The sequence below is a fragment of the Rhizobium sp. BK313 genome (genome assembly GCF_014193655.1).
Lineage (GTDB): Bacteria > Pseudomonadota > Alphaproteobacteria > Rhizobiales > Rhizobiaceae > Rhizobium.
The window spans coordinates 639719-661141 of record NZ_JACHZQ010000001.1; the positions used below are offsets into that span (position 1 = coordinate 639719).

Below are 21423 nucleotides of genomic sequence, written 5' to 3' on the forward strand. Positions count from 1 at the left end.
TGTCACTACCGTGCGGCGCTTTTGTGCGCATCGCACTGCCGATTCAACGAGCGGACATCGTTAAGCCTTCATTAACCATATTTCGAAACAATAGGTTAACTGCACCAATGACTCAGCCGGTGCTGAAAAGAGCGATGTTCGTGCTCGCCGCCATCTTGCCGGAGACCGACAATGCCAGTTATCACATTTGCGAATACCAAAGGTGGCGCGGGGAAGACGACTGCAGTTTTGCTGTTGTCCACGGAACTGGCGCGACGCGGTTATCGCGTTACCATTCTCGACGCAGATCCGCAGCACTGGATTTCGCACTGGTACGAAATCTCGGGCCATGTGCCAAACATCTCCGTTATCGATTTCGTGACCAGCGCATCCTTGCCCGTGCATCTTTCCGAGAATAGTGCGACGGATTACTTCATTCTCGATCTGCCCGGCGCTCGTACGCCGTTGCTGGCAACGGCTCTCGGTCTCTCCGATCATGTGCTCATTCCGATCCAAGGCTGTGCGATGGATGCGCGAGGCGGGGCGCAGGTGCTGGAGTTGCTGCAATATCTGGAGCAGCGGGCCGGCATTCACATCAATCATTCCGTCGTTCTGACCCGCGTGAATTCGATGGTAACCACCAGGGCGTTGCAGGTGGTGAAAACGCTGCTGTCCGAGCGTAGTGTCACGGTTCTCGAAACGCCGATCATCGAACGCTCGGCCTTCCGCGATATTTTCGATTGTGGCGGATCGCTCTATACGATGGATCCAAACCGGGTCAGCAATCTCGACAAGGCTCAGGAAAACGCCCGTGCTTTTGCCGAGGAAATGATGCGGCTTGTGCCGGCGCGGCTGACGGCTTCGGCCCGCAGCGTCGGCCATGAGGCGATCCGCAGCGCGGCCTAACAAGCGTTCTTAATAGAAAGGCCGCCGGATGGCACATCCGGCGGCCTTTCTATTTGTTCCAAGTGCGATCAATCGACGAATTCGACGACCACGCCGGGCTTGACCATCTTGGCGAGTTCGGTCGCATCCCAGTTGGTCAGGCGCACGCAACCATGGCTCTGCGACTTGCCGATCTTCGAAGGATCGGGGGTGCCGTGAATGCCGTAGGTCGGCTTCGACAGTGCCATCCAGACGACACCGACCGGGCCGTTGGGGCCAGGCGGAATGTCGAGGATCTTGTCGTTGGCGCCCTGCTTGAAGTTGATCTTCGGATTGTATGTGTAGCCCGGATTGAAGGCGACGCGTTCGACCGTGACCGTGCCGGAGGGCGAGGGCGTATCAGTCGAGCCGATGCTGGCAGGGTAGGCGGCAATCAGGGTGCCGCTGGCATCATAGGCAAAAACCTGCTTGCGGCCCTTGTCGGCGAGAATTTTTGCGACGGTGCCGGTTTTGCCCGGACCGGTATTCACCACTTTGACCGTGGTGCCGGGAACGGTGAAGTCAACGCCGGGATTGAGTTCTTTCAGATAGCCTTCGTCCATATGAAAACGTTCGGCCAGCATTTCCGTGGTCGAGGTATAGCCGAGCGACGGCATCTGCGCCTTTGCGGCGTAGTCTTCAGGGATCGATGCGACATACGGGCCGGCGGCATCCGCAGGCGTGATCGTGTAGTTTTCGATCGGCATGCCGCCCGACAGGCGCAGTTGCTCGAGGATCGAATCGGTATCGTTGGGGTTCAGCGTCTGGCCGGTCATCTGCTGGTACGCATAGATCGCCTTGGTGACATTGGCACCCATGCGGCCATCGATCGCGCCCGGCGAAATGCCTTGGCGAGAGAGGAAGACCTCAAGCGCGGTGATCTCCAATTTCGACTTGCCCTTTAGCGTGATGACGGGCTCGGCCGGCGGCTTGCGCTCGATGCCAGGCGTCTGCTCCTGGGGATCGATCGACGCATAGTCGTTGCTGTTCGGATTCGGTTGGGACTGATCCTGTCCTTGCTGGATTTGGCCGTTCACGTCCGGCAATGCTTGATTGTCGAGCGGCTCGCGCTGGATATCGCCGTCGCGCGGAATGCCGCTGGTGACAACGCCGCGATCCTGCTGTTGGCCATAGCCGTCGTCTGTGTAGCCGCCATTATTCCCGTAGTCATCGCCGCGATATTGGCGATAGTCGCGGTAGCCGCCATTGTCGGAAAGCTGCGTGTCGCCATATCGGTTGCCGTTACCGTAGCCGTCGTCATTGTAGACTTGGCGCCCCGGCGCGCGCGGGTAATAGGTGCTCGCCCGCATCTCGGTGGCGACGACATTGCCGTAGCGGTCGATCAATACACGATGGCCACGCCCGTCGCGGGCGACGGTCACGACGCTTTGGTCCGGATATTGATCGAGGATTCGTCCGTCGGGGGTCACCAGAATGATATCGTTGTTCCCGTTGCGATAGTACTGTGCCTGCGCATTGGTCAATGCGAGGGCAGATGCCGTGGCCGCGAGGGCCAGAGTAAGGCTGAGTTTCAGGAACCGGTTCACGTCTGTCGAATCCTCGGGTGATGGCTGAGCCGACACACACATGGCAATTTTGACGCCAGTGTGGAATTTAAGATTATCATGCTGAATAAAAGATAAAAATTCGTGTGATCAAGGCGTCAAGTTAACGATCGGTAAGACAAACCACCGCTAATTCTTGTCCTGTCCCGTTTTGAGGCCATTTTTGATGAGGCGGCCAATCGGGACCCGACCAGAGAGGATTGGAGGGATGATGGATTTTGCCGCAGCCAAGGGACCGAAACTGACGCTGGATGAAGGCTCCGTGCTGGATATCGGCGCCTGCATCGTCGACGGCAACAATCTTGCGCCAGGACGCGCCATTCCGGATGATGGTGACCCGCGCATCGATCATTCGCTGGAGGGCTTTCTCTTCACCTGTGGCCCGGATCATATCCGCCATCCGCAACCGATGTCGGGTGCTTTCGAGGGCAAACGCTATCCGCTGCACGGCTCTTTCTCCTCGCATCCCGCCAAAGTCCTGTGGACCCGTTTCGAGGATGGCAATGCGGAGTGCCGCGCCGATATAGATATTGTGACCGCCGAACACCGCACGGCGCGGCTGGAGCGCCATTGGCGCATTGACGGCGCGACGGGCGAAGTTTCGCTCACGGACCGTGTCGTCAACACCACCATCGAGGCGATGCCGGTCTTCCTGATGTATCATATGAATGTCGGCGGCAAATGGTTCGATGACGGCGTTCGCCTCTCCGGCCGGATGCTGGAAAACAGCGGTTTCCCCTGGACCTTCGGCGAGGAGTTGGGCGGCCTTTTCTGTGTGCCGGCGACGGCAAAGGGCGGGGATTGGTCGGAAGTGTGTCTCGGGCCGATCGCCGCCATCGGCGGCAAATCGCTGCGGGTACGATTCGGTACGGATACGCTGCCGTTCCTGCAGGTCTGGCGCAACCAGCGCGCGCCGGCGCATGTCCTCGGCATCGAGCCGGTTTCGCATCGCTTGACATCGCGCGCCGAGCTCCAGGAGGCGGGTGAATTCAATATTCTTCAGCCCGGGGAAGCCCGGAGTTTCGCGCTCAACTTTGCCTTCGTCTGAAGGCCTGAACGGTTGACGCTTGCTTTATGGCGGCGTAGACCATGGCCCTCGGTTTCACAGAGGAAATGAACCATGGATATCCGCCCGATCGATGACGAATACTCCGTTTCCGGCCAGATCACCCTGGAGGATCTCGATCAGATCAAGGCCATGGGTTTCAACTCAATCGTCTGCCACCGCCCGGACAATGAGAGCCCGGATCAGACACCGTTTTCCGCCATTGAAGCTCGCGCTAAGGAGCTGGGCCTCGAAATCGCGCATGTGCCCGTTGGACCGATGGGCGTGACTGAAGAGGCCGTGCAGGGCATGGTCGACGCGCTCGACGAATTTCCACGGCCGATGCTCGGCTACTGCCGCTCCGGAGCGCGCTCGACCGCGATCTATCAGAAGACGCATCACATCCGCGGCTGAGCGACGACTTCCAAACATACAAGAGATTGAGGGCGTTGCCGGTGGGCAGCGCCCGGTTTGTTACCCGTCACCGGACAACATCAGGAGAAAACCATGAGCATCAAGCGTATCGACGTCGGAGCCCGCATGAGCGGCGCTGTCATCCACGGCAACACTGTTTACCTCGCTGGTCAGGTTGGTGAAGGCGAAAGCGTCACGGATCAATGCAAGTCGGCACTGGCCGAAGTCGATCGCCTGCTCGCTGCCGCCGGCAGCAACAAGTCGAAGATCCTGCAGACGCTGATCTATCTCTCTGACATTTCCTATTTCGCCGAAATGAACGCCGCCTGGGAAGCCTGGATCGATCCAGCCAACACGCCGGCCCGCGCCACCAGCGAGGCCAAGCTCGCTGCACCGAAATACAAGGTCGAGTTCATCGTCACCGCCGCGATCGACTGATCTGATCCGACGTGTTTTGCAAGGCCGGTGAGCTCGCACTCACCGGCTTTTTGCTTGCGAAATTTCCGTCAAAGTGCGTGACGGCGTGATCGCCTCGGGATCGAGCACGATCTCGATGATTGCCGGCTTGCCGCTGGCGCGCGCGCGTTCAAAGGCAGGGCCGAATTCCTCGGTGGTCTTCACCGTTTCGCCATGGCCGCCGTAAGCGCGGGCAAAGGCCGCAAAATCCGGATTGTTCAGCGCCGTGGCGCTGACGCGGCCGGGATATTCCCGCTCCTGATGCATGCGGATGGTGCCGTACATGCCGTTATTGATCACCAGCGCGATCAAGGGCAGGTGATATTGCACGGCGGTCGCGAATTCCTGGCCGTGCATCATGAAACAGCCATCGCCGGCAAAGCAGATCACTTCGCGCTCGGGAAAGAGCTGCTTGGCGGCAACCGCCGCCGGCAAGCCATAACCCATCGAACCCGACGCAGGCCCGGCCTGGGTGTTGAAGCGACGAAAACGGTGAAAGCGGTGCAGCCAGGTGGCATAGTTGCCGGCGCCGTTGGTAAAGATCGTATCCTGCGCGGTATTGGCCTCTATCCAGTCCATGATGCGGCCCATATGCACGGCGCCGGGGCTCTTTTCCGGCGTCTTCGACCAGGCGAGATAAGCGGCGTGCATGCGCGCCGTCCGCTCTGCCCAACGCGGGTCTGCGGGCGCTTCCAGATCGGCGAGTGCCGCCACGAAATCGGCGGGGCTGGCGCAGATCGCCAGATCCGGGCGGTAAACGCGGCCGAGCTCAGATGGATCGGGATAAATGTGGATAAGCTGTTGCTGAGGGTAGGGGATGTCCATCAGCGTATAGCTGGAGGACGGCATTTCCGAGAAACGGCCACCGAGCAAGATCAGGAGGTCAGCTTCCTTGATCTCCTTTGCCAGCGCCGGATTGATGCCGATGCCGACATCGCCAGCGTAATTCGGATGCAGATGATCAAACAGCATCTGCCGGCGGAAGGAGCAGCCGACCGGCAGCTTGAAGCGTTCGGCAAAGCTTCTGAGATCGGCAACCGCATCCTCGTCCCAACGCGTGCCGCCGAGGATGACCATCGGTCGCTCGGCTGCGATCAGGCGCAGATAGAGATCGTCGATCTGGTTGCGGCCGGGATAGGCTGCCACCGGCATATAGTGCTTGGCATGCGGGGCTTCGACCTCGTCGCGCAGCATGTCCTCGGGCAGGGTCAGCACCACCGGGCCGGGCCGGCCTGATGTCGCAACGGCGAAGGCGCGGGTGACAAATTCCGGAATGCGGGCGGCGTCATCGATCTCACCGACCCATTTGGCGAATTCGGTGAAAGCGCGGCGGAATTCGACTTCCTGGAAGGCCTCGCGCTCGCGGGCATCACGCTGCACCTGGCCGATGAAAAGGATCATCGGGATCGAATCCTGTCGCGCGATATGAAGGCCGGCAGAAGCGTTGGTTGCCCCAGGGCCACGGGTAACCATGCAGATGCCGGGTTCGCCCGTCAGACGGCCCCAAGCGTCCGCCATCATCGCCGCACCGCCCTCCTGGCGGCAGACGAGCACGTCGATATCGCTGTCATGCAGCGCATCGAGCACGGCAAGAAAGCTTTCGCCGGGAACGCAGGAGATGCGTCGGACGCCGTTTGCCTTCAGTGCTTCGACGATGAGCTGGCCGCCGGTGCGTTTCATAGTTTTGCCTTTCCTTCCAGTTCCGCCAATTCGGCCAGAACCTCCTCCTGATGCTCGCCAAGACGCGGGCTCGGCCGCGTATACGTCAACGGCGTTTCCGACAAGACGACCGGCGTGCGCACGCTCGGGATGACGGTGCCGGCGGCATCCTCGAGATCGATCCGCAGGCCACGAGCCTGGATCTGCGGATCGGCGAACATGTCTTCGATCGTATTGATCGCGCCGGCCGGCACGGCATTGTCCTCGCAGGCTTTCATCAGATCCGCCTTCTTCCAGGAAAGCGTTTTTGCAGAGATGACAGCGCGGACATCGTGGCGATGGGCGACGCGGGCCTTGTTGGTTGCATAGCGCTCATCATTTGCCTGCGTATCGATGCCGAGGATCGCGCAGAGGCGACGGAATTGTCCGTCATTGCCGACAGCAAGGATCAGATAACCGTCAGCGGTCGGCACAACCTCATAGGGCGAGATATTGGGATGGGCATTTCCGAGGCGTGTGGGAGCCTTGCCTGAGATCAGATAGTTCATGTTCTGATTGGCGAGCACGGCGGATTGGACATCAAGCAGCGCCATGTCGACAAGCTGGCCTTCACCGGTCTTCAGCGCGTGGATCAATGCCGCTTCGATCGCGGAGACCGCATAGATGCCGGTAAAGATATCGGCGATCGCGACGCCTGCCTTCATCGGCTGCCCGTCAGGCTCGCCGGTGATCGACATGAAGCCGGACATGCCCTGGACAATATAGTCGTAGCCCGCGAGAGCGGCATAGGGACCGGTCTGGCCGAAGCCGGTAATCGAACAATAGACCAATCCGGGATTGATCTTCTTAAGGCTCTCGTAATCGAGCCCGTATTTCACCAGGCCACCAAGTTTGAAATTTTCGATCAGCACGTCGGCGGTCATGACCAGCCGTCGAACGAGAGCCTGGCCTTCCTCAGTCTTGAGATCGGCGATGACGGAGCGTTTGCCGCGATTGGCGGAATGGTAATAGGCGGCCGAAAGGTTTTCCCCATCCTTGCCCTCGACGAAGGGTGGCCCCCATTGGCGCGTGTCGTCACCCCCGTCCGGGTTCTCCACCTTGATGACATCGGCGCCGAGATCGGCCAGCATTTGTCCCGCCCAGGGGCCGGCAAGAACGCGGGCCAATTCGATGACGCGAATGCCGGAAAGGGGCGGTTTCTTGGTCTTATGATCGGTCATGTCGGTCCAGAGGGCGGCTAGGGCGCGAAAGTGGTCTCAGATGTATCGGATACGGGCTTGGAAGCAAAGCGTCGCTCGCGCCAGAGGATATAGAGGCCGGAGGCGATGATGATAAAAATACCGACCCATTTGATCAGATCCGGGAAGTTGTCGAAGACCAGCCAACCGAAGATCGTCGCGGAGACGATCTCGAAATATTGCAGCGGCGCCAGTGTCGATGCCGGGGCTGCGCGATAGGCATGGACGGTGAGAACGCCGGCGACCGCGGCGGTGACGCCGACACCAAGAAGATAGAGCATCGCGGTGCCATCGGGCATGACGGAATCGATGACTGGCGAGCCAGTGCCGTGGCCGATCGCGAGCAGAACGAGGCAGATCGCCATACCCCAGACACCGGTCTGGAACTGCATCGGCCAGGCATCCTCACTATGCGAGACGACGCGCGTGATCATCACATAGACGGCGATGCAGAGTGCGGTGACGACAGGTAGCAGAGCCACGAAGCCGACCTCCTCGAAACTCGGCTGAATGATCAGCATAGCGCCGAAGAAGCCGACAGCGCAGGCCGTATAACGTCGCCAACCGATCGTCTCCTTCAGGAAGATGCTGCTGAGGATGGTCAGCATGATCGGCTCCACGAAGAAAATGGCGATGGCGTCGGCTACCTCCATGACCTGCAGGGTTGTGACGAAGGAGACCATCGACAACGTCAACACGCCGGCGCGAATAGCATGTACTCCGCTGCGGCGCAGCGACCATGAGCCCCATTGGCCGCGCAAGGCCATCATCGGCAACGCGAAGAGCCACTGGAGGATGAAGCGGGCGGCGGTGACCTCCGCCGGCGGAACAGTGACGGCGGCGAGCTTCGAGAAGATGTCGATGATCGGCGACAGGACGACCGACAGGAACATCATCATCAAGCCGAATGTCAGCTCCGACTGACGCAAACGGGGCAGGGAACCGCCGATGGCATTCATTCTAACTTTCCTTTGGGATCAGGCTCTTGCCGTCACTTGCTGACACCAGTCCGAAAAATCCGAAATGGCTGCGGCCGCGCCGATCTCGTTCAGCGTTTCATGCCGCATGTCCTGATAGATGGACATGGTGATATGTGAGAATCCGGCCTTTTTCAAATGGTTTGACAGCCAGGAAATCGCTTTTCCATTGTTCGTCGCCGGGTCATGCCCACCGCCGATGAGGTGGATCGGCATCTCGCGCCGAAGCCGATCGAGATGGGCTTTTTGTGGTGCGCGGAAGGTCAGTTCGAAAATGTCCAGCCACAGCGAGACCGAGGCATCGAAGCCGCAGAGCGGATCGGCGATGTACTTATCCACCTCCGCAGGAATGCGCGACAGCCAATCGAATTTAGTGCGGCGGTTCGCGATCGATTGGCCCCAGGCGTCAAATGTCAGCTTCGGCAGCAGCCCGCTCGGTACGTCCGAACCTTTCAGCATGCGTTCCGCCTTCAGGATGACCTGCGCCGCGCGCCCGGAAAGGCCGGGGTTGAAGTTCGAGTTCCAAACCGTGACCGCATCGAATTTATCGGGATGCGTCACCGCCACGTTGAGGCTGATCAGGCCGCCCATGGAATGGCCGAAGAGGATGACCGGCAGGCCGGGATGGGCGGCGGCGGCAAGCTCGCGCATTGCCAGCACATCGGCAATAACCTGCCCGATACCATCTCTCCGGGCAAAGCGGCCGATCGGCGCGTCCGCAGCGATCGTCTCTCCGTGGCCGCGGTGATCATGGGCGTAGACATGATAGCCGTGTGCCACCATGGCTTCGGCGAAATGCTCGTAGCGACGGGAATGTTCGGCAAGGCCGTGGCTGATGAGAAGCACGCCACGCGCGCCGCCCTGTGCCGGCGAATGATGATAGGCGAGTGTCGCGCCCGTCGGACTATCCAGATGCCTCGTTTCGGCAAACATGCGCGTTTCCTCCCCATGCCGGACGAAAGGTCATTGCCGGCAGGATTGCAATGGAGGGTAGGTGAAGCTCACAGAAATAAATCTCCGCGACGTTTGCGATTCAGGGTTGCGTCCAGCCAATCAAGCTGCTTATTTGTTCTCATATTGTTCTGTTTGGAGGCGTGGAATGAGGCATTGGCTTCAGGGGTTTGCAGTTGCGGTTCTGGCCGCGATGGTGATGTCGACGAGTGTGATGGCGCAGGAGAATAGCCGGGGTCGGACGCGATTTATTCTGGCGGCAAGTTGGGAGCCGGCTTTCTGCGCGACGAACCAAAAGAAGGCAGAGTGCCGAAATCAGTCACCGAATGACTTTGATGCCAAGAATTTTTCCCTGCACGGTCTTTGGCCGATGCGGCAGGAATATTGCGATGTTTCCGATGATCTGAAGCAGTCCGATCGCAGTAGCGACTGGAAAGACTTGCCGGCTGTTCAATTGTCCGCGCAAACCAAGGCTGCGCTGGACAAAGTCATGCCCGGCACTCAATCCGGTCTGGAGCGGCATGAGTGGATCAGACACGGCACTTGCACCAAGCTCAGCGCTGATGATTATTTCGGGGCTGCGATCGGTTTGATCAATGAACTCAATGCTTCTGCCGTGCGCGATCTTTTTGCGCAGAATATCGGCAAGACACTCGACGCCGAAACCATCAAGGCCGCTTTCGACAAGAGCTTTGGCGAAGGCGCCAGCGATCGCGTGAAGATGAGCTGCCGCCGGGTCGGCAAGGTGCGCGTGATCTCGGAACTGACGATCGGTCTGTCGGAGGATGCCATCCGGCCATCGCAAGACGGCGAGCCGCGGCTCGAGCAACTGATCCAGAACGCCGGCAGCACATCATTCGGCTGCGATCAAGGCGTGGTGGACGCGGCAGGTTTCTGAGATCCAGCGACGGTTCGGCGCGGATAAATGCCCTCGGACAAGGTTTCGCCGTTGCCCGAGGGCGGGGTTTCGCCTACATAGCGGCACAATTCGCAATGTTATCCGCCCGTGGAGCAACCCAAGCTATGGCACGTCAGTTCATCTATCATATGGCCGGTCTGAATAAGGCCTATGGCGCCAAAAAGATCCTGGAAAATATTCATCTCTCCTTTTATCCCGACGCCAAGATCGGCATTCTCGGCCCGAACGGCGCCGGTAAGTCGACCGTCTTGCGCATCATGGCCGGCCTCGACAAGGAATATACCGGTGAGGCCTGGCTGGCTGAAGGCGCCACGATCGGCTACCTACCGCAGGAGCCGCAGCTCGATCCAGCCAAGACCGCGCTCGAGAACGTCATGGAAGGCGTCGCCAAGAAAACCGAGATCCTCAATCGCTACAACGAATTGATGATGAACTATTCCGACGAGACGGCGGAAGAGGGCGCCAAGCTCCAGGATATCATCGACAGCCAGAACCTTTGGGACCTCGAAAGCCAGGTGGAAATGGCGATGGACGCGCTTCGCTGCCCTCCGGGCGATGCCGACGTCACCAACCTCTCCGGCGGCGAACGCCGTCGTTTGGCGCTGTGCAAGTTGCTTCTGTCGCAGCCGGATGTTCTGCTGCTCGACGAACCGACCAACCATCTCGACGCGGAAACGATCGCCTGGCTGGAAAAGCACCTGCGTGCCTATCCGGGTGCGGTGCTGATGGTCACCCACGACCGTTACTTCCTCGATAACGTCACCGGCTGGATCCTCGAACTGGACCGCGGCCGCGGCATTCCCTACGAGGGCAACTACTCTGCCTATCTGCAGGCAAAGGCGAAGCGTATGCTGCAGGAAGGCCGCGAAGAGGCGAGCCGCCAGAAAGCTCTTGCCCGCGAACAGGAATGGATCGCTTCCAGCCCGAAGGCACGGCAGGCGAAATCCAAGGCCCGTATCCGTGCCTATGACCAGTTGGTCGACGCTGCCGAAAATCAGCGTCCCGGCGACGCGCAGATCATCATCCCGGTTGGCGAACGCCTCGGCCAGGTGGTGATCGAAATGGAAGGCATTACCAAGGGATATAGTGATCGTGTCTTGATCGAAGACTTGTCGCTGAAATTGCCGCCGGGTGGTATCGTCGGCGTCATCGGCCCGAACGGCGCCGGCAAGACGACGCTTTTCCGGATGATCACCGGCCAGGAAACGCCGGATAGCGGCTCCATCCGCATCGGTGACACGGTTCATCTCGGTTACGTCGACCAGAGCCGTGATGCGCTTGACGGCAACAAGACCGTTTGGGAGGAAATTTCTGGCGGCGCCGAAGTCATCAAACTCGGAAAATATGAAATGAACTCCAGAGCTTATTGCTCGACGTTCAATTTCAAGGGTGGCGACCAGCAGCAGAAGGTCGGCAACCTTTCCGGCGGCCAGCGCAACCGCGTGCACCTTGCCAAGATGCTGAAGGCCGGCGGTAATGTCCTGCTGCTCGACGAACCAACCAACGACCTCGACACCGAAACGCTCGGTGCGCTTGAGGTTGCGCTTGAAAACTTCGCGGGCTGCGCCGTGATCATCAGCCACGATCGCATGTTCCTCGACCGCCTGGCGACGCATATCCTCGCCTTTGAAGGCGACAGCCATGTTGAATGGTTCGAAGGTAACTTCGAAGACTACGAACAGGACAAGATGCGCCGCCTCGGCGTCGAAAGCATCAATCCGAGCCGCGTGACCTACAAGCGGCTGACGCGTTAAGTTCACGGATTTCGGTCTATCGAGAACCCCGGCTCGTCCGGGGTTTTTCTTTGTCTTCACACAGGATGCGCATATTCTCCCGCCGACAGAAACTAACAGATTTCCGACGTCGAATTCTCTTACGAACCAATTCGCTCTTGCAGAGCGCGAGCAAATCACATAAAGATATCTTTATATCTTGATTGGGTGGTGGATGACGGATCTGGTGAAATTCGGTTTGGACGATCTGGTGGATGTGCTGAAGGCGGCAGGCGAACCCACGCGGCTGCGTCTGCTGGCGCTTCTTGCTGCCGGCGATCTCACCGTCACCGATCTTACCGAAATTCTCGGCCAGTCACAGCCCCGTATTTCGCGGCATCTGAAGCTGCTCGGCGAGGCCGGCCTGATTGATCGCTATCAGGAGGGCGCCTGGGCCTATTTCCGTCTGAAGCAGGAGGGCAAGGCCGTCATCCTCGTGCGTACGCTTCTCCGGCACGCGGCCGAAAATGATCCTGTATTGTTGCGCGACGGTGAACGCCTTTCCGCCGTCAAGCGTATTCGTGCCGAGCGGGCGCAAGCCTATTTCAGCCGCAATGCAGCCGAATGGGACGAACTGCGCCGCCTGCACGTGGCCGACGAGGATGTCGATAAGGCCTTGATTGAGTTGATAGGCCCGCAGCAGATAGATTCTTTTCTCGATCTCGGCACCGGTACGGGCCGGATGCTGCAATTGTTGGCGGGCCATTATCGCCGCGCAGTCGGTATCGACGCCAGCCGCGACATGCTGGCCGTGGCGCGCGCCAATCTCGATCGATCGAACATTACCGCCGCTTCGGTGCGGCATGGCGACATCTTCAATCTGCCGCTCGAGGCGCAGGATTTCGATCTGATCACCATCCATCAGGTGCTGCATTTCCTCGACCAGCCGGAGATCGCCATCAACGAGGCGGCGCGAATGCTCAGGCCCGGCGGCCGGCTGGTGATCATCGATCTCGCCCCGCATGGGCTGGAGTATCTACGCGATGAACATGCGCATCTGAGACTCGGTTTCTCGCATCAGACCATATCGGAATGGCTGAAACTGGCGGGGCTCGATGTCGAGCAGGTGCTGGACCTTCATTCGGGGAGGGAGGGCGGTCAAGCGCTGACGGTCACGATCTGGCTGGCGCGCGACCCGCGGCTGCTGATTGCTGCCGGGCAGGACCGCCAGTCGTCCCCTGTTCTTGCCGGGAGAGCTTGATATGTCTTCAAAGACTGAAAACGGCCAGCGTGGCATCCGCATTTCCTTCGAATTCTTCCCACCGAAATCGGAAGAGGCCGAGGCGCAATTGTGGAACACGGTCGCAGATTTGACCGAGTGGCAACCGGAGTTCGTCTCCGTTACCTACGGCGCCGGCGGTTCGACGAAGGCGCCGACATTGTCCGCCGTGCGCCGGATGATTCACGAAACACCGTTCACGACCGCTTCGCATCTGACTTGCGTGGGCGCAACGCGCGAGGATACGCATCGCGTCATTGACGATTTCCTCGCCGCTGGGGTCCGCCGGTTCGTGGCGTTGCGTGGTGACCCACCCGGTGGCGTCGGCTCTGCTTACCAGCCGCATCCCGGCGGCTATGCCAATGCCGCCGAACTGGTATCGGCATTGCGCGAACGTGGTGATTTCGATATTTCCGTGTCGGCCTATCCGGAAAAGCATCCGGAAAGCCGGGACACTGCCGCCGATATCGACATGCTGAAGCGCAAGGCCGATAATGGCGCCAACCGGGCCTTGACCCAATTCTTCTTCGACAATGATGCCTTTGAACGCTATCACGACCGCGTTCGCGCTGTCGGCGTCAAGATTCCCGTCGTGCCCGGTATCATGCCGATACAGAACCTGACGCAGTTGAAGCGCTTTGCCGGCGCCTGCGGCACCAGCATCCCTTCCTGGCTGGACGAGCGTTTTGACGGCCTCGACGAGCTTGCCGATAAGCGGGCGAGCGTTGCCGCGGATGTCGCCGCGGAGCAGATCGAAGACCTGGTTCGTCGCGGCATCCATGAGTTTCATCTCTACACAATGAATCGCTCGCCGCTCGTCTCAGCGGTTCTCGAACGGTTGGGCATCCGGCGCAAGGCGGATGCACGCGCCGGCGCTGCAGCCTGACAAAGCTGGCATGCGAACATGAAAAAGCACATGCCGATTTCCGGCATGCGCTTTTTAAAGGGAATAGGTTGTTTTGTTAGCTTTCAGGAGTACGGCTGCCTGCGTTGTTCGTTACTTCGTCAGATGAAAAGCATCGTCACCACGAATACGAACGCTGCACTGACCACTAGGACGTTGATGGATCGCGTCAATCCCATGTCTTCCTCCTCAGTCAACTGTTAAAGTCTATGTCGGAAATGTGTCGCTTGGAAAGCGAATTCGATGCTGCGTCGCGGTAGGTTACGCAGGTTTTGAGTCGTGATAATCCAGTAAGTTGTTGTTATTTATGGAAAATTTTGAATGGCGCGCCATTCACGAAATTTAATGTAGCGTTAATTTAGCTGTGAATAAGATTAAGGCGGATGTCTTCCGCTGAACCACGAATCGTGCCGTTTGCGATTCGCAGGCTGGTCAGGCAGACTGTTGCTTGAGCTAGAGGCCACTCGTTCTCGCGTTCGGTCGCATGCGCGCATAAATCCGCCCGTCGAGAATGAGCAGGCCGGCGCTGATCAGCAGCATGCCGGCGATTTCGGCGATGCCCAGTCGCTCGCCCAAAAAGAGAGAGCCGAGCAGGATGGCGCTCGGCGGTACGAGCAGGGTCACCAGCGAGGCGTTGGTGGCGCCAGCAAGCGCCATGATGCGAAAATAGAGGATATAGGCGAAGGCGGTCGACAATAGTGCCATTCCGAGAATGGCGGCGAGCGCGCTGGCCGGCGGTGTTGCCAAGGTCCAGGGTTGATCAAGCAAAAGGGCCACCGGTAGCATGAGAGCCGCGGAGCCGGTCAATTGACCTGCCGCAATAACAGGTGGCGCCATGCCTTTGAAACGTTTGGCGTAGATCGCGGCGAAGCCATAGGAAACCGCAGCGAGAATCGGCAGCAGCAGCGCCCAGAGCGGAACCTCGGCGCGGCTTGTCATGCTTGGGCCGAGCAGCACGATTGTGCCGACGAACCCTGTCAGGCAACCGGCGAGTTTGGCTGATGTCAACCGCTCGTCGGTGGTGAAGTGGTTGCCGATCAATACGGTCCAGATCGGCGTCGTCGCGTTCAGGATGATGCGAGCCCAGCGCCCATGTGCGTTTGGCCGACGAAGATCAGCGCATGCGGCACGGCGTTGTTAATCAGGCCCAGCAACAGGAACTGCCGCCAATGTGCTCGCAGCAAATCGTAGATTCCGAAACGGCCGGCGATGTAGGCGTGCAGCGCTACTGCCGCCAGAGACAAGCGGAGGAAAACCAGCGTAAACGGCGGCACATAATGAACGGCGATGCGGGCGAAGAAGAACGAGCCGCCCCAGATCAACCCGAGCACCAGCAGCAGGCTCCAGGTCAATGCGTTCATGCCATTGGTGGTGTTCATCTGGTCTGCCTCCGCCATCGTGGGCTTATCTTGGCGGAAGGAGAGGCGCTTTCCACCCGTTTCTTGCCGAGCCCCGATCAGATGCCGAAAAGTCACCGGATAATTGTCGGTTCCACAAAACAAAAAGGCGGCCAGTGGCCGCCTTTCGTAGCAGAGCAGTAGCGGTTAGAGCGCGTTCAGCAGTGACTGCGTCGCCCAACCGTCGGCGGGAAGGCCGAGGCGAAACTGTTCCTTCTGGACGGCGACGCGTGTACCCGAGCCGAGAATGCCGTCGATCTTGCCGACATCGTAGCCCCGTGCCGTGAGCTTGGTCTGAAGCGCCTTCATATCGACGTCGTTCAGGCCCGCTTCCGGTGTGCCCTTGTTGTAGGTCGGAGCACCGCTGAAGCGCGTGGCGAAATAGGCCGCGGACGTCGTGTAGATGAACGACTGGTTCCATCCGAGATAGGCGTTGTAATTCGGATATGTCAGGAAAGCCGGGCCCTTGCGGCCCTGCGGCAGTATGAGGGCGGCCGGAAGCGAGCCGAAACTCGTGTTGCCGTCGCGCGGCTTGACGCCGAGCTGGAACCAGTCGGCCGCCGTGAGCGTGCCCCCAATGCCGGATTTCTCCCAGGGCAGATTATCCGGCACCGTGACCTCCTGCAGCCAAGGCTGACCGCGCTGGAAGCCGAGATGCTGGATAAATCTTGCCGTGGTCAGAATGACGTCGGGTGCGCTTGTCTTCAAATTGACGTGACCGTCGCCATCGCCATCGGTGCCGTAGGCAATGATATCGGGAGGCAGCATCTGCGTCTGACCGATTTCGCCGGCCCATGCGCCTGTCGTTGTTGCCGGGTCGACATCTCCACGCTGCACTAATTCGATCAGCGCGATCAGGCGCGGACGAAAGAAGTCCGGCCGGCGGCAGTCATGTGCGAGGGTGACCAAGGCGTTGCGGGTGTTGAAATTGCCCTGAACGGCGCCGAAGTCGGTTTCCATGGCCCAGAAGGCTGTGATGACGCCGGGAGGTACGCCGTAATCCTGCTCGGCCTTGGCGAAGACGTCGGCATACTGCTTCATCTTCTGGCGACCGATATCCAGGCGGGCCTGGCTGACAGTGCGCTGCGAGAATTCGAGAAAGGTCTGGCGGAATACGCCCTGGCCGCGGTCCATGGAGAGGACTTTCTGGTCGATCTGCGCACCGGCGAGGGTCTTGTCCGCGGCAGCAGCATCCGCGCCGGCAGCGATCGCATCGGCTTTGACGCCGGCTAGAAAGGAAGACAGGTCCCCGCCACAGGCCACTTGTGGGGCATTGGTTCCACCTGCATTCGGCGCCGCGGCAGGAGTCGCGTTCTGCGCCATTGCCACACTCGCCATGGCTGAAGCGAAGACCAACGCGAGTGCGCTGCGTCTGATGGTATAGGGGGCCATAGGCGATCCTTTTTGCTGACAGAATAAGGTCGCTTTCACAGAAGATTGTGACAGAAGCAAGAGAGAAATTCAGGCAGTCTCAAGAATTTCCCTGCTTCTGTACTGCCGCCACCCAGTTGTGCCAATTCTGTTCAGAACCGGCGAAGACATTGATATCCGTCGGTCCTTTTATACCAGGGATAAGCCCGGTGGATGTATACTGCCAAAAAGCCCAGCTGCGGTCGGCATAGATCTCCTTGGGATGCTTTGCGACCGACCGGACCCAGAACTGATAATCCTTGAAGTAACCGACAAGATTTTCACGATGGAAGTCGACCGAGGTATAGATGATCGGGCGCTTGCCGTAGTAGGCTTGAAGGCGATCCATGAAGCGCTTGATTTCCGTCCGCACCGTTTCCGGGTCCGGTCTGGTACGGCAGGTCGGGGAGCCGGGGTTCCACTCGACGTCGAGCACTGGCGGCAGCATCATCGCGTTTTTCGGCACATTGCGGATGAACCAGTCGGCCTGGTCGTCCGCAGTCGAGCAGAAGTAATAGAAGTGATAGGGTGCGTAGGGAATACCGGCCGTATTGGCCTCCTGCCAGTATTCGCTGAAACGGGGATCGATCCTGTCCTTGCCTTCGGTCGCCTTAATGAAGACGAAGGCGACACCGGAGCTCTTCACCGACTGCCAGTTGATGTCACCTTGGTATTTCGAGATATCGATACCGTGGATAGGGCGGCGTTCTGGATGGTCGCGACCGAAGTCCTGCGGCTTCGTATCCTTGAAACGCGGCTTCGCTAGCGACGCGGTCTGGAAGCTGTCATAGCCCATGGTGCAGCTGTTCAGCAGGAGGGCGAGCGGCAGTAAGCATGACAGAAGCCTGCGCATGGATATCCCGTTATGGCGCGAGTAATCTTGCTGCCCCAAGGTTTGGCTTCCGTGATCTGTGGTCCCCAAAAATCCAAAAGAGGCGACGGACCAAGCTGTTGTCAGCCGACCCTGCCACTTTTTCACCATATCAACGTAAAAAATGCGTTATCTTCAAGTAAATTCTTATACTTGGAATGCTGCTTGAGCGAATTTCATGCCGAATTCCACTCTTTTGGCTAGGCGCCGGGCTTAATGACGACGGCTCTCCATGCGTAACCCCGTCCGATCTCTTCGAACATCAGCTTCGCACCACGCGCCTGAACCTGATTCTCCAGCACGGTACGGAGGTCGGCTCGCGGCGTGACGTGAAACTTCTTCAGCCAGCCCTTCAGCATCGTGCGGAACCAGCCAGGCAGGCGCTCCTGCTGGCCGAAATCGACGATATGCAGTTCGCCGCCGGGGTTAACCGCATCGAGCGAGGCATCGATTGCGCTCTTCCAATCGGGGATCATCGACAGAGCGTAGGAGATCATGACGCGGTCGAAACCGTCGACACCGAAATCGGCTGCCGAAAAGGCAGTGGCATCGGCGACGCGGAAGTCCGGCGTCTGCTTCAGGCCACGAAAATTATTGCGGGCCGAGATCAGCATTTCCTGGGAGATGTCCAGGCCGCATAGCCTGGCCGATGGAAAGCGGCGATGCGCAAGCAGCATGTTGCGGCCGGTGCCGCAGCCTACTTCCAGCAGAGAGCCGCCGAAAGGCACGTTGAGGTGCGCGATGGTGCGGTCGCGGCCGAAGAGATAGTATTTGCGGGTCAGGTCGTAGATATGCCGCTGGTAGCGATACATGCCGTCCATCAGTCCGGCATGGTTCTTCGAGTTTGTCTGGAGACCTGTGTCCGCCTGGCTCACGCTTTTTTCCCGTAGATATGGAAGCCACCATAGATCGCCGAGCGGTCGCGGACGTTAAGCTGCTGCGAGCGCTCTTCGAAATAGACCCACTGGTCGCGAATGGCGGGGGAGAGACGGCCTTCGATGATGCTCTTTTCGGCGGCGGTGCGGAAAATGACGCGGGCGCCTTCGCGGGCCGTGCGGGTGATTTCCGCCCAGAGGTCGTTGAGCTGTTCGTCGGTCATCCAATCCTGCGCATCGAGCAGGATATAGCGGTCGCGCGAAGCGGCGGGCTTGGACGCCAAAAGTTCGGTGAAGTTGGCGTGATGTACGTCGACGCGATCGGCATTGGCACGAATGGCGGCGTAGTGCTCGGGCCTCAGATAGGTCGGCAGCGGTCCCTGATGCTGGGCCGCATAGCGCCGTGCGAAGGCCTGCCACGCGAAATAATTGTCACGCATCGGGAAATGGCACGACAGCTTTTCCAGGCGGTGCTTCAGGACGCCCGCGATGGAATCGTCACCGGCAAGGCTTGCAAGTTCGTCGTATTGCTGCGGCGGGATGCCGAGGCCGAAGAGCGAGCTCTTGCGGCCGAGCAGCCAGCGCACCATCGGCTTGTCGAAGATCGGCGCAATCTCGTCGTCGAAAAACTGCCGCTGTTCGCGGACCGTGCGCGCTTCCGTCATCTTGGCGAGACGGACGCCATGGAGGCGTGCCAACACGTGCGCGGCGCCGATGAAGCGTCCGAGCAGGCCCGTCTTGTAAATGTTGCGGTTGAACACGGTAACGCGGCGGCGGCCATACATATCGCGGCCGTCCCAATAGGAAGCGGTTGCCGGATCCAGCCGCGGCGCAATGAACTGGTCATAGGCCTGGCTGTTGGCGCTGACGCCGGGCGTGCCGAAGAAGCGCACCAGATCGGCATGAGCGGGCAGCAGCCGGAAGGCAGCGAGCTTGAGCTTGTTCAGCGCGATGTGATGACGATTGAGGTCGACGACATCGATCGAAGCCGGGTTCTGCGAGAGGTAGGCGAGCATGTTGCAGCCGCCGGAACCGATGGTGACGATACGATGGTGCGGCTGAAGCTCCATCGCCTCCATGTCGATATCTGGATCCTCCCAGATCTGCGGATACACAAGGCCGGAAAACAGCATGCCGAACAGGCGTTCGGAAAAGCCAGCCTTCGACAGGGCTTTGTGTTGCAGAACAGCTTCCTTGACTTTCCGGTTCTTGCGGACACCGGCATCCGGGGCGAATTCCGTCATCTGAGTCTTGTCACCAATTTGTCAGGTTCAGGGCGTGTAACCCGGCAATGCTACAGTCTGATGACGTCGGCTGTTGGTAGACCCAGCCGTAGGACCGTCTCGCTGACATTTGCAGCGCTGTGATGACGATAGGCCTTTCATATTGCAGCGTTTCCTGATTGTCTCCGCATGCTTTCGGAGGGTGTGTGACATGCGTTTGATATCGAGAGTGATCGGGGCTCTTTTTCTTCTGCTGCTGATCATTGTCGCAGGTGGTGCCGTCTGGCTTTCGGTCTCGCCACCGGAATTGCTGAGGGTCGGCGATGGCTACGCCGCCAAAATCGTCTGCTCGAATACCTTTATCGCCAAGCGCGATCCCGAGCAGATATTGGCCAATGATGTGCAGGCACCGGGTAATCCGGCGCTGAAACTCATCCGGGTCTCGGTTAATCGAGAGGATGGGGTGGTAACCGCCCGCTTCTTCGGCATGTTTGCACCAAACTATGCACTCTATCGTGGCGCGCTCGGTTGCACGACGGTGCCCGACGGCGATCTGCCGGCGGCACGCAGCGCAGTCTTCCTCAATAAGGTGAAGGCGGCCAAAAGCGATTCACTTTGGCCGGACGGCGATAAGGTCACGCCGGGTCAGGATGAAACCGGTGTCGCGCTCTCGAAGCTCGTTGCCAATTCCGACTTTGCCGGCCCTGCAATGCGTGCCATCGTTGTCGTCAAGGATGGCCGCATCGTCGCTGAGGCCTATGGCGACGGATTCGACAAGGGCACGCCGTTGATCGGCTGGTCGATGACGAAGACGGTCAATGCCGCCATCATCGGCCGCCTGATGCTTTCCGGCCGCATGTCCTTCGACGATCAGAACCTTTTTCCGCAATGGAGCAACGATGCCCGCAAGAACATCAAGCTCAGCGATCTCCTCGGCATGGAGAGCGGGCTGGCCTTCAATGAAGGATATGGCGCTGTCTCCGACGTGACGCGCATGCTCTATCTCGAGCCGGACTCGACGAGGGTTGCCGCCGACGCGCCTCAAGAGGCCGCGGTCGGCGAACGCTTCAATTATTCCAGCGGTACGGCGACGCTGCTCTCAAGGCTTTGGATGAACAAGCTTCCGAATGAGAGTGCTGCCATCGCCTATCCGCGTGATGCGCTGTTCGCGCCGCTCGGCATGTCCAGCGCGGTGTTGGAAGCCGATGAGCGCGGCACTTATGTCGGCAGCTCCTATCTTTATGCGACGGCGCGCGATTGGGCGCGCTTCGGGCAATTCCTGCTGCAGGATGGTGTCTGGAAGGGGCAGCGCCTGTTGCCGGAAGGCTTTGTCGGCGCGATGCGTACACCTACGACGGCATCGGAGGGCATCTATACGCAGGTTCAGGCTTGGCTTGCAGGGCCGGGTGGCTCGGATGCGCAATTCGGCCTGCCGACGGATACGTTCTGGATGCTCGGACATGATGGCCAGAGCGTCGCTATCGTACCATCAGCCAATCTCGTGTTGGTGCGCATGGGACTGACGCCGGGCTGGGTGGACTACAAGCCGCAAATTCTGCTGAAGAGGATTCTGGATATAACAACGCCGGCCAAGACCTAGGTCCGACCGGCGCTGGCAGAATGAT

General features: G+C 59.4%; 18 protein-coding genes and 1 pseudogene. 9 read left to right on the forward strand and 10 right to left on the reverse strand.

The window, feature by feature from the left end; all coding sequences use genetic code 11:
* The first annotated feature begins 171 nt into the window (after nucleotides 1-171).
* Nucleotides 172-885 (forward strand): ParA family protein, encoded by a 714-nt coding sequence (locus FHT86_RS03045; RefSeq protein WP_133705467.1) that lies wholly within the window; start codon nucleotides 172-174, stop codon nucleotides 883-885.
* A gap of 68 nt (nucleotides 886-953) precedes the next feature.
* On the opposite strand, the gene FHT86_RS03050 is transcribed toward FHT86_RS03045, so the two are convergent.
* A complete protein-coding gene (locus FHT86_RS03050; protein WP_133705468.1) occupies nucleotides 954-2450 on the reverse strand; it encodes a L,D-transpeptidase in 1497 nt (498 codons plus the stop codon).
* Between the two features lie 226 nt (nucleotides 2451-2676).
* Here FHT86_RS03050 and FHT86_RS03055 point away from each other — a divergent pair, with 226 nt between their 5' ends.
* The 3 genes from FHT86_RS03055 to FHT86_RS03065 all read left to right on the forward strand — a co-directional run bounded on the left by FHT86_RS03055 (nucleotide 2677) and on the right by FHT86_RS03065 (nucleotide 4365).
* On the forward strand, nucleotides 2677-3516 hold the full coding sequence (locus FHT86_RS03055; RefSeq protein ID WP_133705469.1) for a DUF4432 family protein: 840 nt from the start codon (nucleotides 2677-2679) through the stop codon (nucleotides 3514-3516).
* A gap of 72 nt (nucleotides 3517-3588) precedes the next feature.
* Complete coding sequence (locus FHT86_RS03060) at nucleotides 3589-3927, forward strand: TIGR01244 family sulfur transferase (protein ID WP_133705470.1); 339 nt, start codon at nucleotides 3589-3591, stop codon at nucleotides 3925-3927.
* A 93-nt stretch (nucleotides 3928-4020) separates the two neighbouring features.
* A complete protein-coding gene (locus FHT86_RS03065) occupies nucleotides 4021-4365 on the forward strand; it encodes a RidA family protein (RefSeq protein ID WP_133705471.1) in 345 nt (114 codons plus the stop codon).
* 39 nt (nucleotides 4366-4404) lie between these two features.
* On the opposite strand, the gene FHT86_RS03070 is transcribed toward FHT86_RS03065, so the two are convergent.
* From FHT86_RS03070 to FHT86_RS03085, 4 genes are read right to left on the reverse strand one after another with little or no spacing between them, the layout of a single operon-like run.
* Nucleotides 4405-6063 carry a thiamine pyrophosphate-binding protein gene (locus FHT86_RS03070; RefSeq protein WP_133705472.1) on the reverse strand — a complete coding sequence of 553 codons (1659 nt, stop codon included), beginning with the start codon at nucleotides 6061-6063 and terminating at the stop codon, nucleotides 4405-4407.
* Nucleotides 6060-7262, reverse strand: a complete 1203-nt coding sequence (locus FHT86_RS03075) for a CaiB/BaiF CoA-transferase family protein (RefSeq protein ID WP_133705473.1) — start codon at nucleotides 7260-7262, stop codon at nucleotides 6060-6062. The genes FHT86_RS03070 and FHT86_RS03075 overlap by 4 nt, the downstream gene beginning before the upstream one ends.
* Nucleotides 7263-7279: 17 nt before the next feature.
* Complete coding sequence (locus FHT86_RS03080) at nucleotides 7280-8239, reverse strand: DMT family transporter (RefSeq protein WP_133705474.1); 960 nt, start codon at nucleotides 8237-8239, stop codon at nucleotides 7280-7282.
* 18 nt (nucleotides 8240-8257) lie between these two features.
* Nucleotides 8258-9190 carry an alpha/beta hydrolase gene (locus FHT86_RS03085; protein ID WP_133705475.1) on the reverse strand — a complete coding sequence of 311 codons (933 nt, stop codon included), beginning with the start codon at nucleotides 9188-9190 and terminating at the stop codon, nucleotides 8258-8260.
* Nucleotides 9191-9356: 166 nt separating this feature from the next.
* On the opposite strand from FHT86_RS03085, the gene FHT86_RS03090 reads away from it, so the two are divergent.
* The 4 genes from FHT86_RS03090 to metF all read left to right on the forward strand — a co-directional run bounded on the left by FHT86_RS03090 (nucleotide 9357) and on the right by metF (nucleotide 14004).
* A complete protein-coding gene (locus tag FHT86_RS03090) occupies nucleotides 9357-10106 on the forward strand; it encodes a ribonuclease T2 family protein (protein ID WP_133705476.1) in 750 nt (249 codons plus the stop codon).
* A gap of 125 nt (nucleotides 10107-10231) precedes the next feature.
* Nucleotides 10232-11881 (forward strand): energy-dependent translational throttle protein EttA, encoded by a 1650-nt coding sequence (gene ettA, locus FHT86_RS03095; RefSeq protein WP_133705477.1) that lies wholly within the window; start codon nucleotides 10232-10234, stop codon nucleotides 11879-11881.
* Between the two features lie 193 nt (nucleotides 11882-12074).
* Nucleotides 12075-13100, forward strand: coding sequence for an ArsR/SmtB family transcription factor (locus FHT86_RS03100; RefSeq protein ID WP_133705478.1), 1026 nt, complete (start codon nucleotides 12075-12077; stop codon nucleotides 13098-13100).
* Between the two features lies 1 nt (nucleotide 13101).
* The gene (metF, locus tag FHT86_RS03105; protein ID WP_133705479.1) at nucleotides 13102-14004 is read left to right on the forward strand and encodes a methylenetetrahydrofolate reductase [NAD(P)H]; all 903 of its coding nucleotides are present in this window, start codon (nucleotides 13102-13104) and stop codon (nucleotides 14002-14004) included.
* Nucleotides 14005-14475: 471 nt separating this feature from the next.
* On the opposite strand, the pseudogene FHT86_RS03110 reads toward metF, so the two are convergent.
* The 5 genes and pseudogenes from FHT86_RS03110 to FHT86_RS03130 all read right to left on the reverse strand — a co-directional run bounded on the left by FHT86_RS03110 (nucleotide 14476) and on the right by FHT86_RS03130 (nucleotide 19819).
* Nucleotides 14476-15401: pseudogene (locus tag FHT86_RS03110) on the reverse strand (DMT family transporter).
* Nucleotides 15402-15566: 165 nt separating this feature from the next.
* A complete protein-coding gene (locus FHT86_RS03115) occupies nucleotides 15567-16811 on the reverse strand; it encodes a lytic murein transglycosylase (RefSeq protein WP_133705480.1) in 1245 nt (414 codons plus the stop codon).
* A gap of 79 nt (nucleotides 16812-16890) precedes the next feature.
* Nucleotides 16891-17682 (reverse strand): GH25 family lysozyme, encoded by a 792-nt coding sequence (locus FHT86_RS03120; protein WP_133705481.1) that lies wholly within the window; start codon nucleotides 17680-17682, stop codon nucleotides 16891-16893.
* A 218-nt stretch (nucleotides 17683-17900) separates the two neighbouring features.
* Complete coding sequence (locus tag FHT86_RS03125; protein ID WP_133705482.1) at nucleotides 17901-18575, reverse strand: class I SAM-dependent methyltransferase; 675 nt, start codon at nucleotides 18573-18575, stop codon at nucleotides 17901-17903.
* On the reverse strand, nucleotides 18572-19819 hold the full coding sequence (locus FHT86_RS03130; RefSeq protein WP_133705483.1) for a DUF3419 family protein: 1248 nt from the start codon (nucleotides 19817-19819) through the stop codon (nucleotides 18572-18574). The genes FHT86_RS03125 and FHT86_RS03130 overlap by 4 nt, the downstream gene beginning before the upstream one ends.
* A 190-nt stretch (nucleotides 19820-20009) precedes the next feature.
* Between FHT86_RS03130 and FHT86_RS03135 the strand changes: the two genes are divergently transcribed.
* Nucleotides 20010-21398, forward strand: a complete 1389-nt coding sequence (locus FHT86_RS03135; RefSeq protein WP_133705484.1) for a serine hydrolase — start codon at nucleotides 20010-20012, stop codon at nucleotides 21396-21398.
* Nucleotides 21399-21423: the final 25 nt, after the last annotated feature.

Coding starts and splice junctions, on each gene's coding strand:
- FHT86_RS03135 (WP_133705484.1), top strand. CDS start 20,010: ATGCGTTTGATATCGAGAGTGATCGGGGCTCTTTTTCTTCTGCTGCTG.
- FHT86_RS03085 (WP_133705475.1), bottom strand. CDS start 9,190: ATGTTTGCCGAAACGAGGCATCTGGATAGTCCGACGGGCGCGACACTC.
- ettA (WP_133705477.1), top strand. CDS start 10,232: ATGGCACGTCAGTTCATCTATCATATGGCCGGTCTGAATAAGGCCTAT.
- FHT86_RS03120 (WP_133705481.1), bottom strand. CDS start 17,682: ATGCGCAGGCTTCTGTCATGCTTACTGCCGCTCGCCCTCCTGCTGAAC.
- FHT86_RS03100 (WP_133705478.1), top strand. CDS start 12,075: ATGACGGATCTGGTGAAATTCGGTTTGGACGATCTGGTGGATGTGCTG.
- FHT86_RS03090 (WP_133705476.1), top strand. CDS start 9,357: ATGAGGCATTGGCTTCAGGGGTTTGCAGTTGCGGTTCTGGCCGCGATG.
- FHT86_RS03080 (WP_133705474.1), bottom strand. CDS start 8,239: ATGAATGCCATCGGCGGTTCCCTGCCCCGTTTGCGTCAGTCGGAGCTG.
- FHT86_RS03065 (WP_133705471.1), top strand. CDS start 4,021: ATGAGCATCAAGCGTATCGACGTCGGAGCCCGCATGAGCGGCGCTGTC.
- FHT86_RS03045 (WP_133705467.1), top strand. CDS start 172: ATGCCAGTTATCACATTTGCGAATACCAAAGGTGGCGCGGGGAAGACG.
- FHT86_RS03130 (WP_133705483.1), bottom strand. CDS start 19,819: ATGACGGAATTCGCCCCGGATGCCGGTGTCCGCAAGAACCGGAAAGTC.
- FHT86_RS03075 (WP_133705473.1), bottom strand. CDS start 7,262: ATGACCGATCATAAGACCAAGAAACCGCCCCTTTCCGGCATTCGCGTC.
- FHT86_RS03055 (WP_133705469.1), top strand. CDS start 2,677: ATGATGGATTTTGCCGCAGCCAAGGGACCGAAACTGACGCTGGATGAA.
- FHT86_RS03115 (WP_133705480.1), bottom strand. CDS start 16,811: ATGGCCCCCTATACCATCAGACGCAGCGCACTCGCGTTGGTCTTCGCT.
- FHT86_RS03060 (WP_133705470.1), top strand. CDS start 3,589: ATGGATATCCGCCCGATCGATGACGAATACTCCGTTTCCGGCCAGATC.
- metF (WP_133705479.1), top strand. CDS start 13,102: ATGTCTTCAAAGACTGAAAACGGCCAGCGTGGCATCCGCATTTCCTTC.
- FHT86_RS03070 (WP_133705472.1), bottom strand. CDS start 6,063: ATGAAACGCACCGGCGGCCAGCTCATCGTCGAAGCACTGAAGGCAAAC.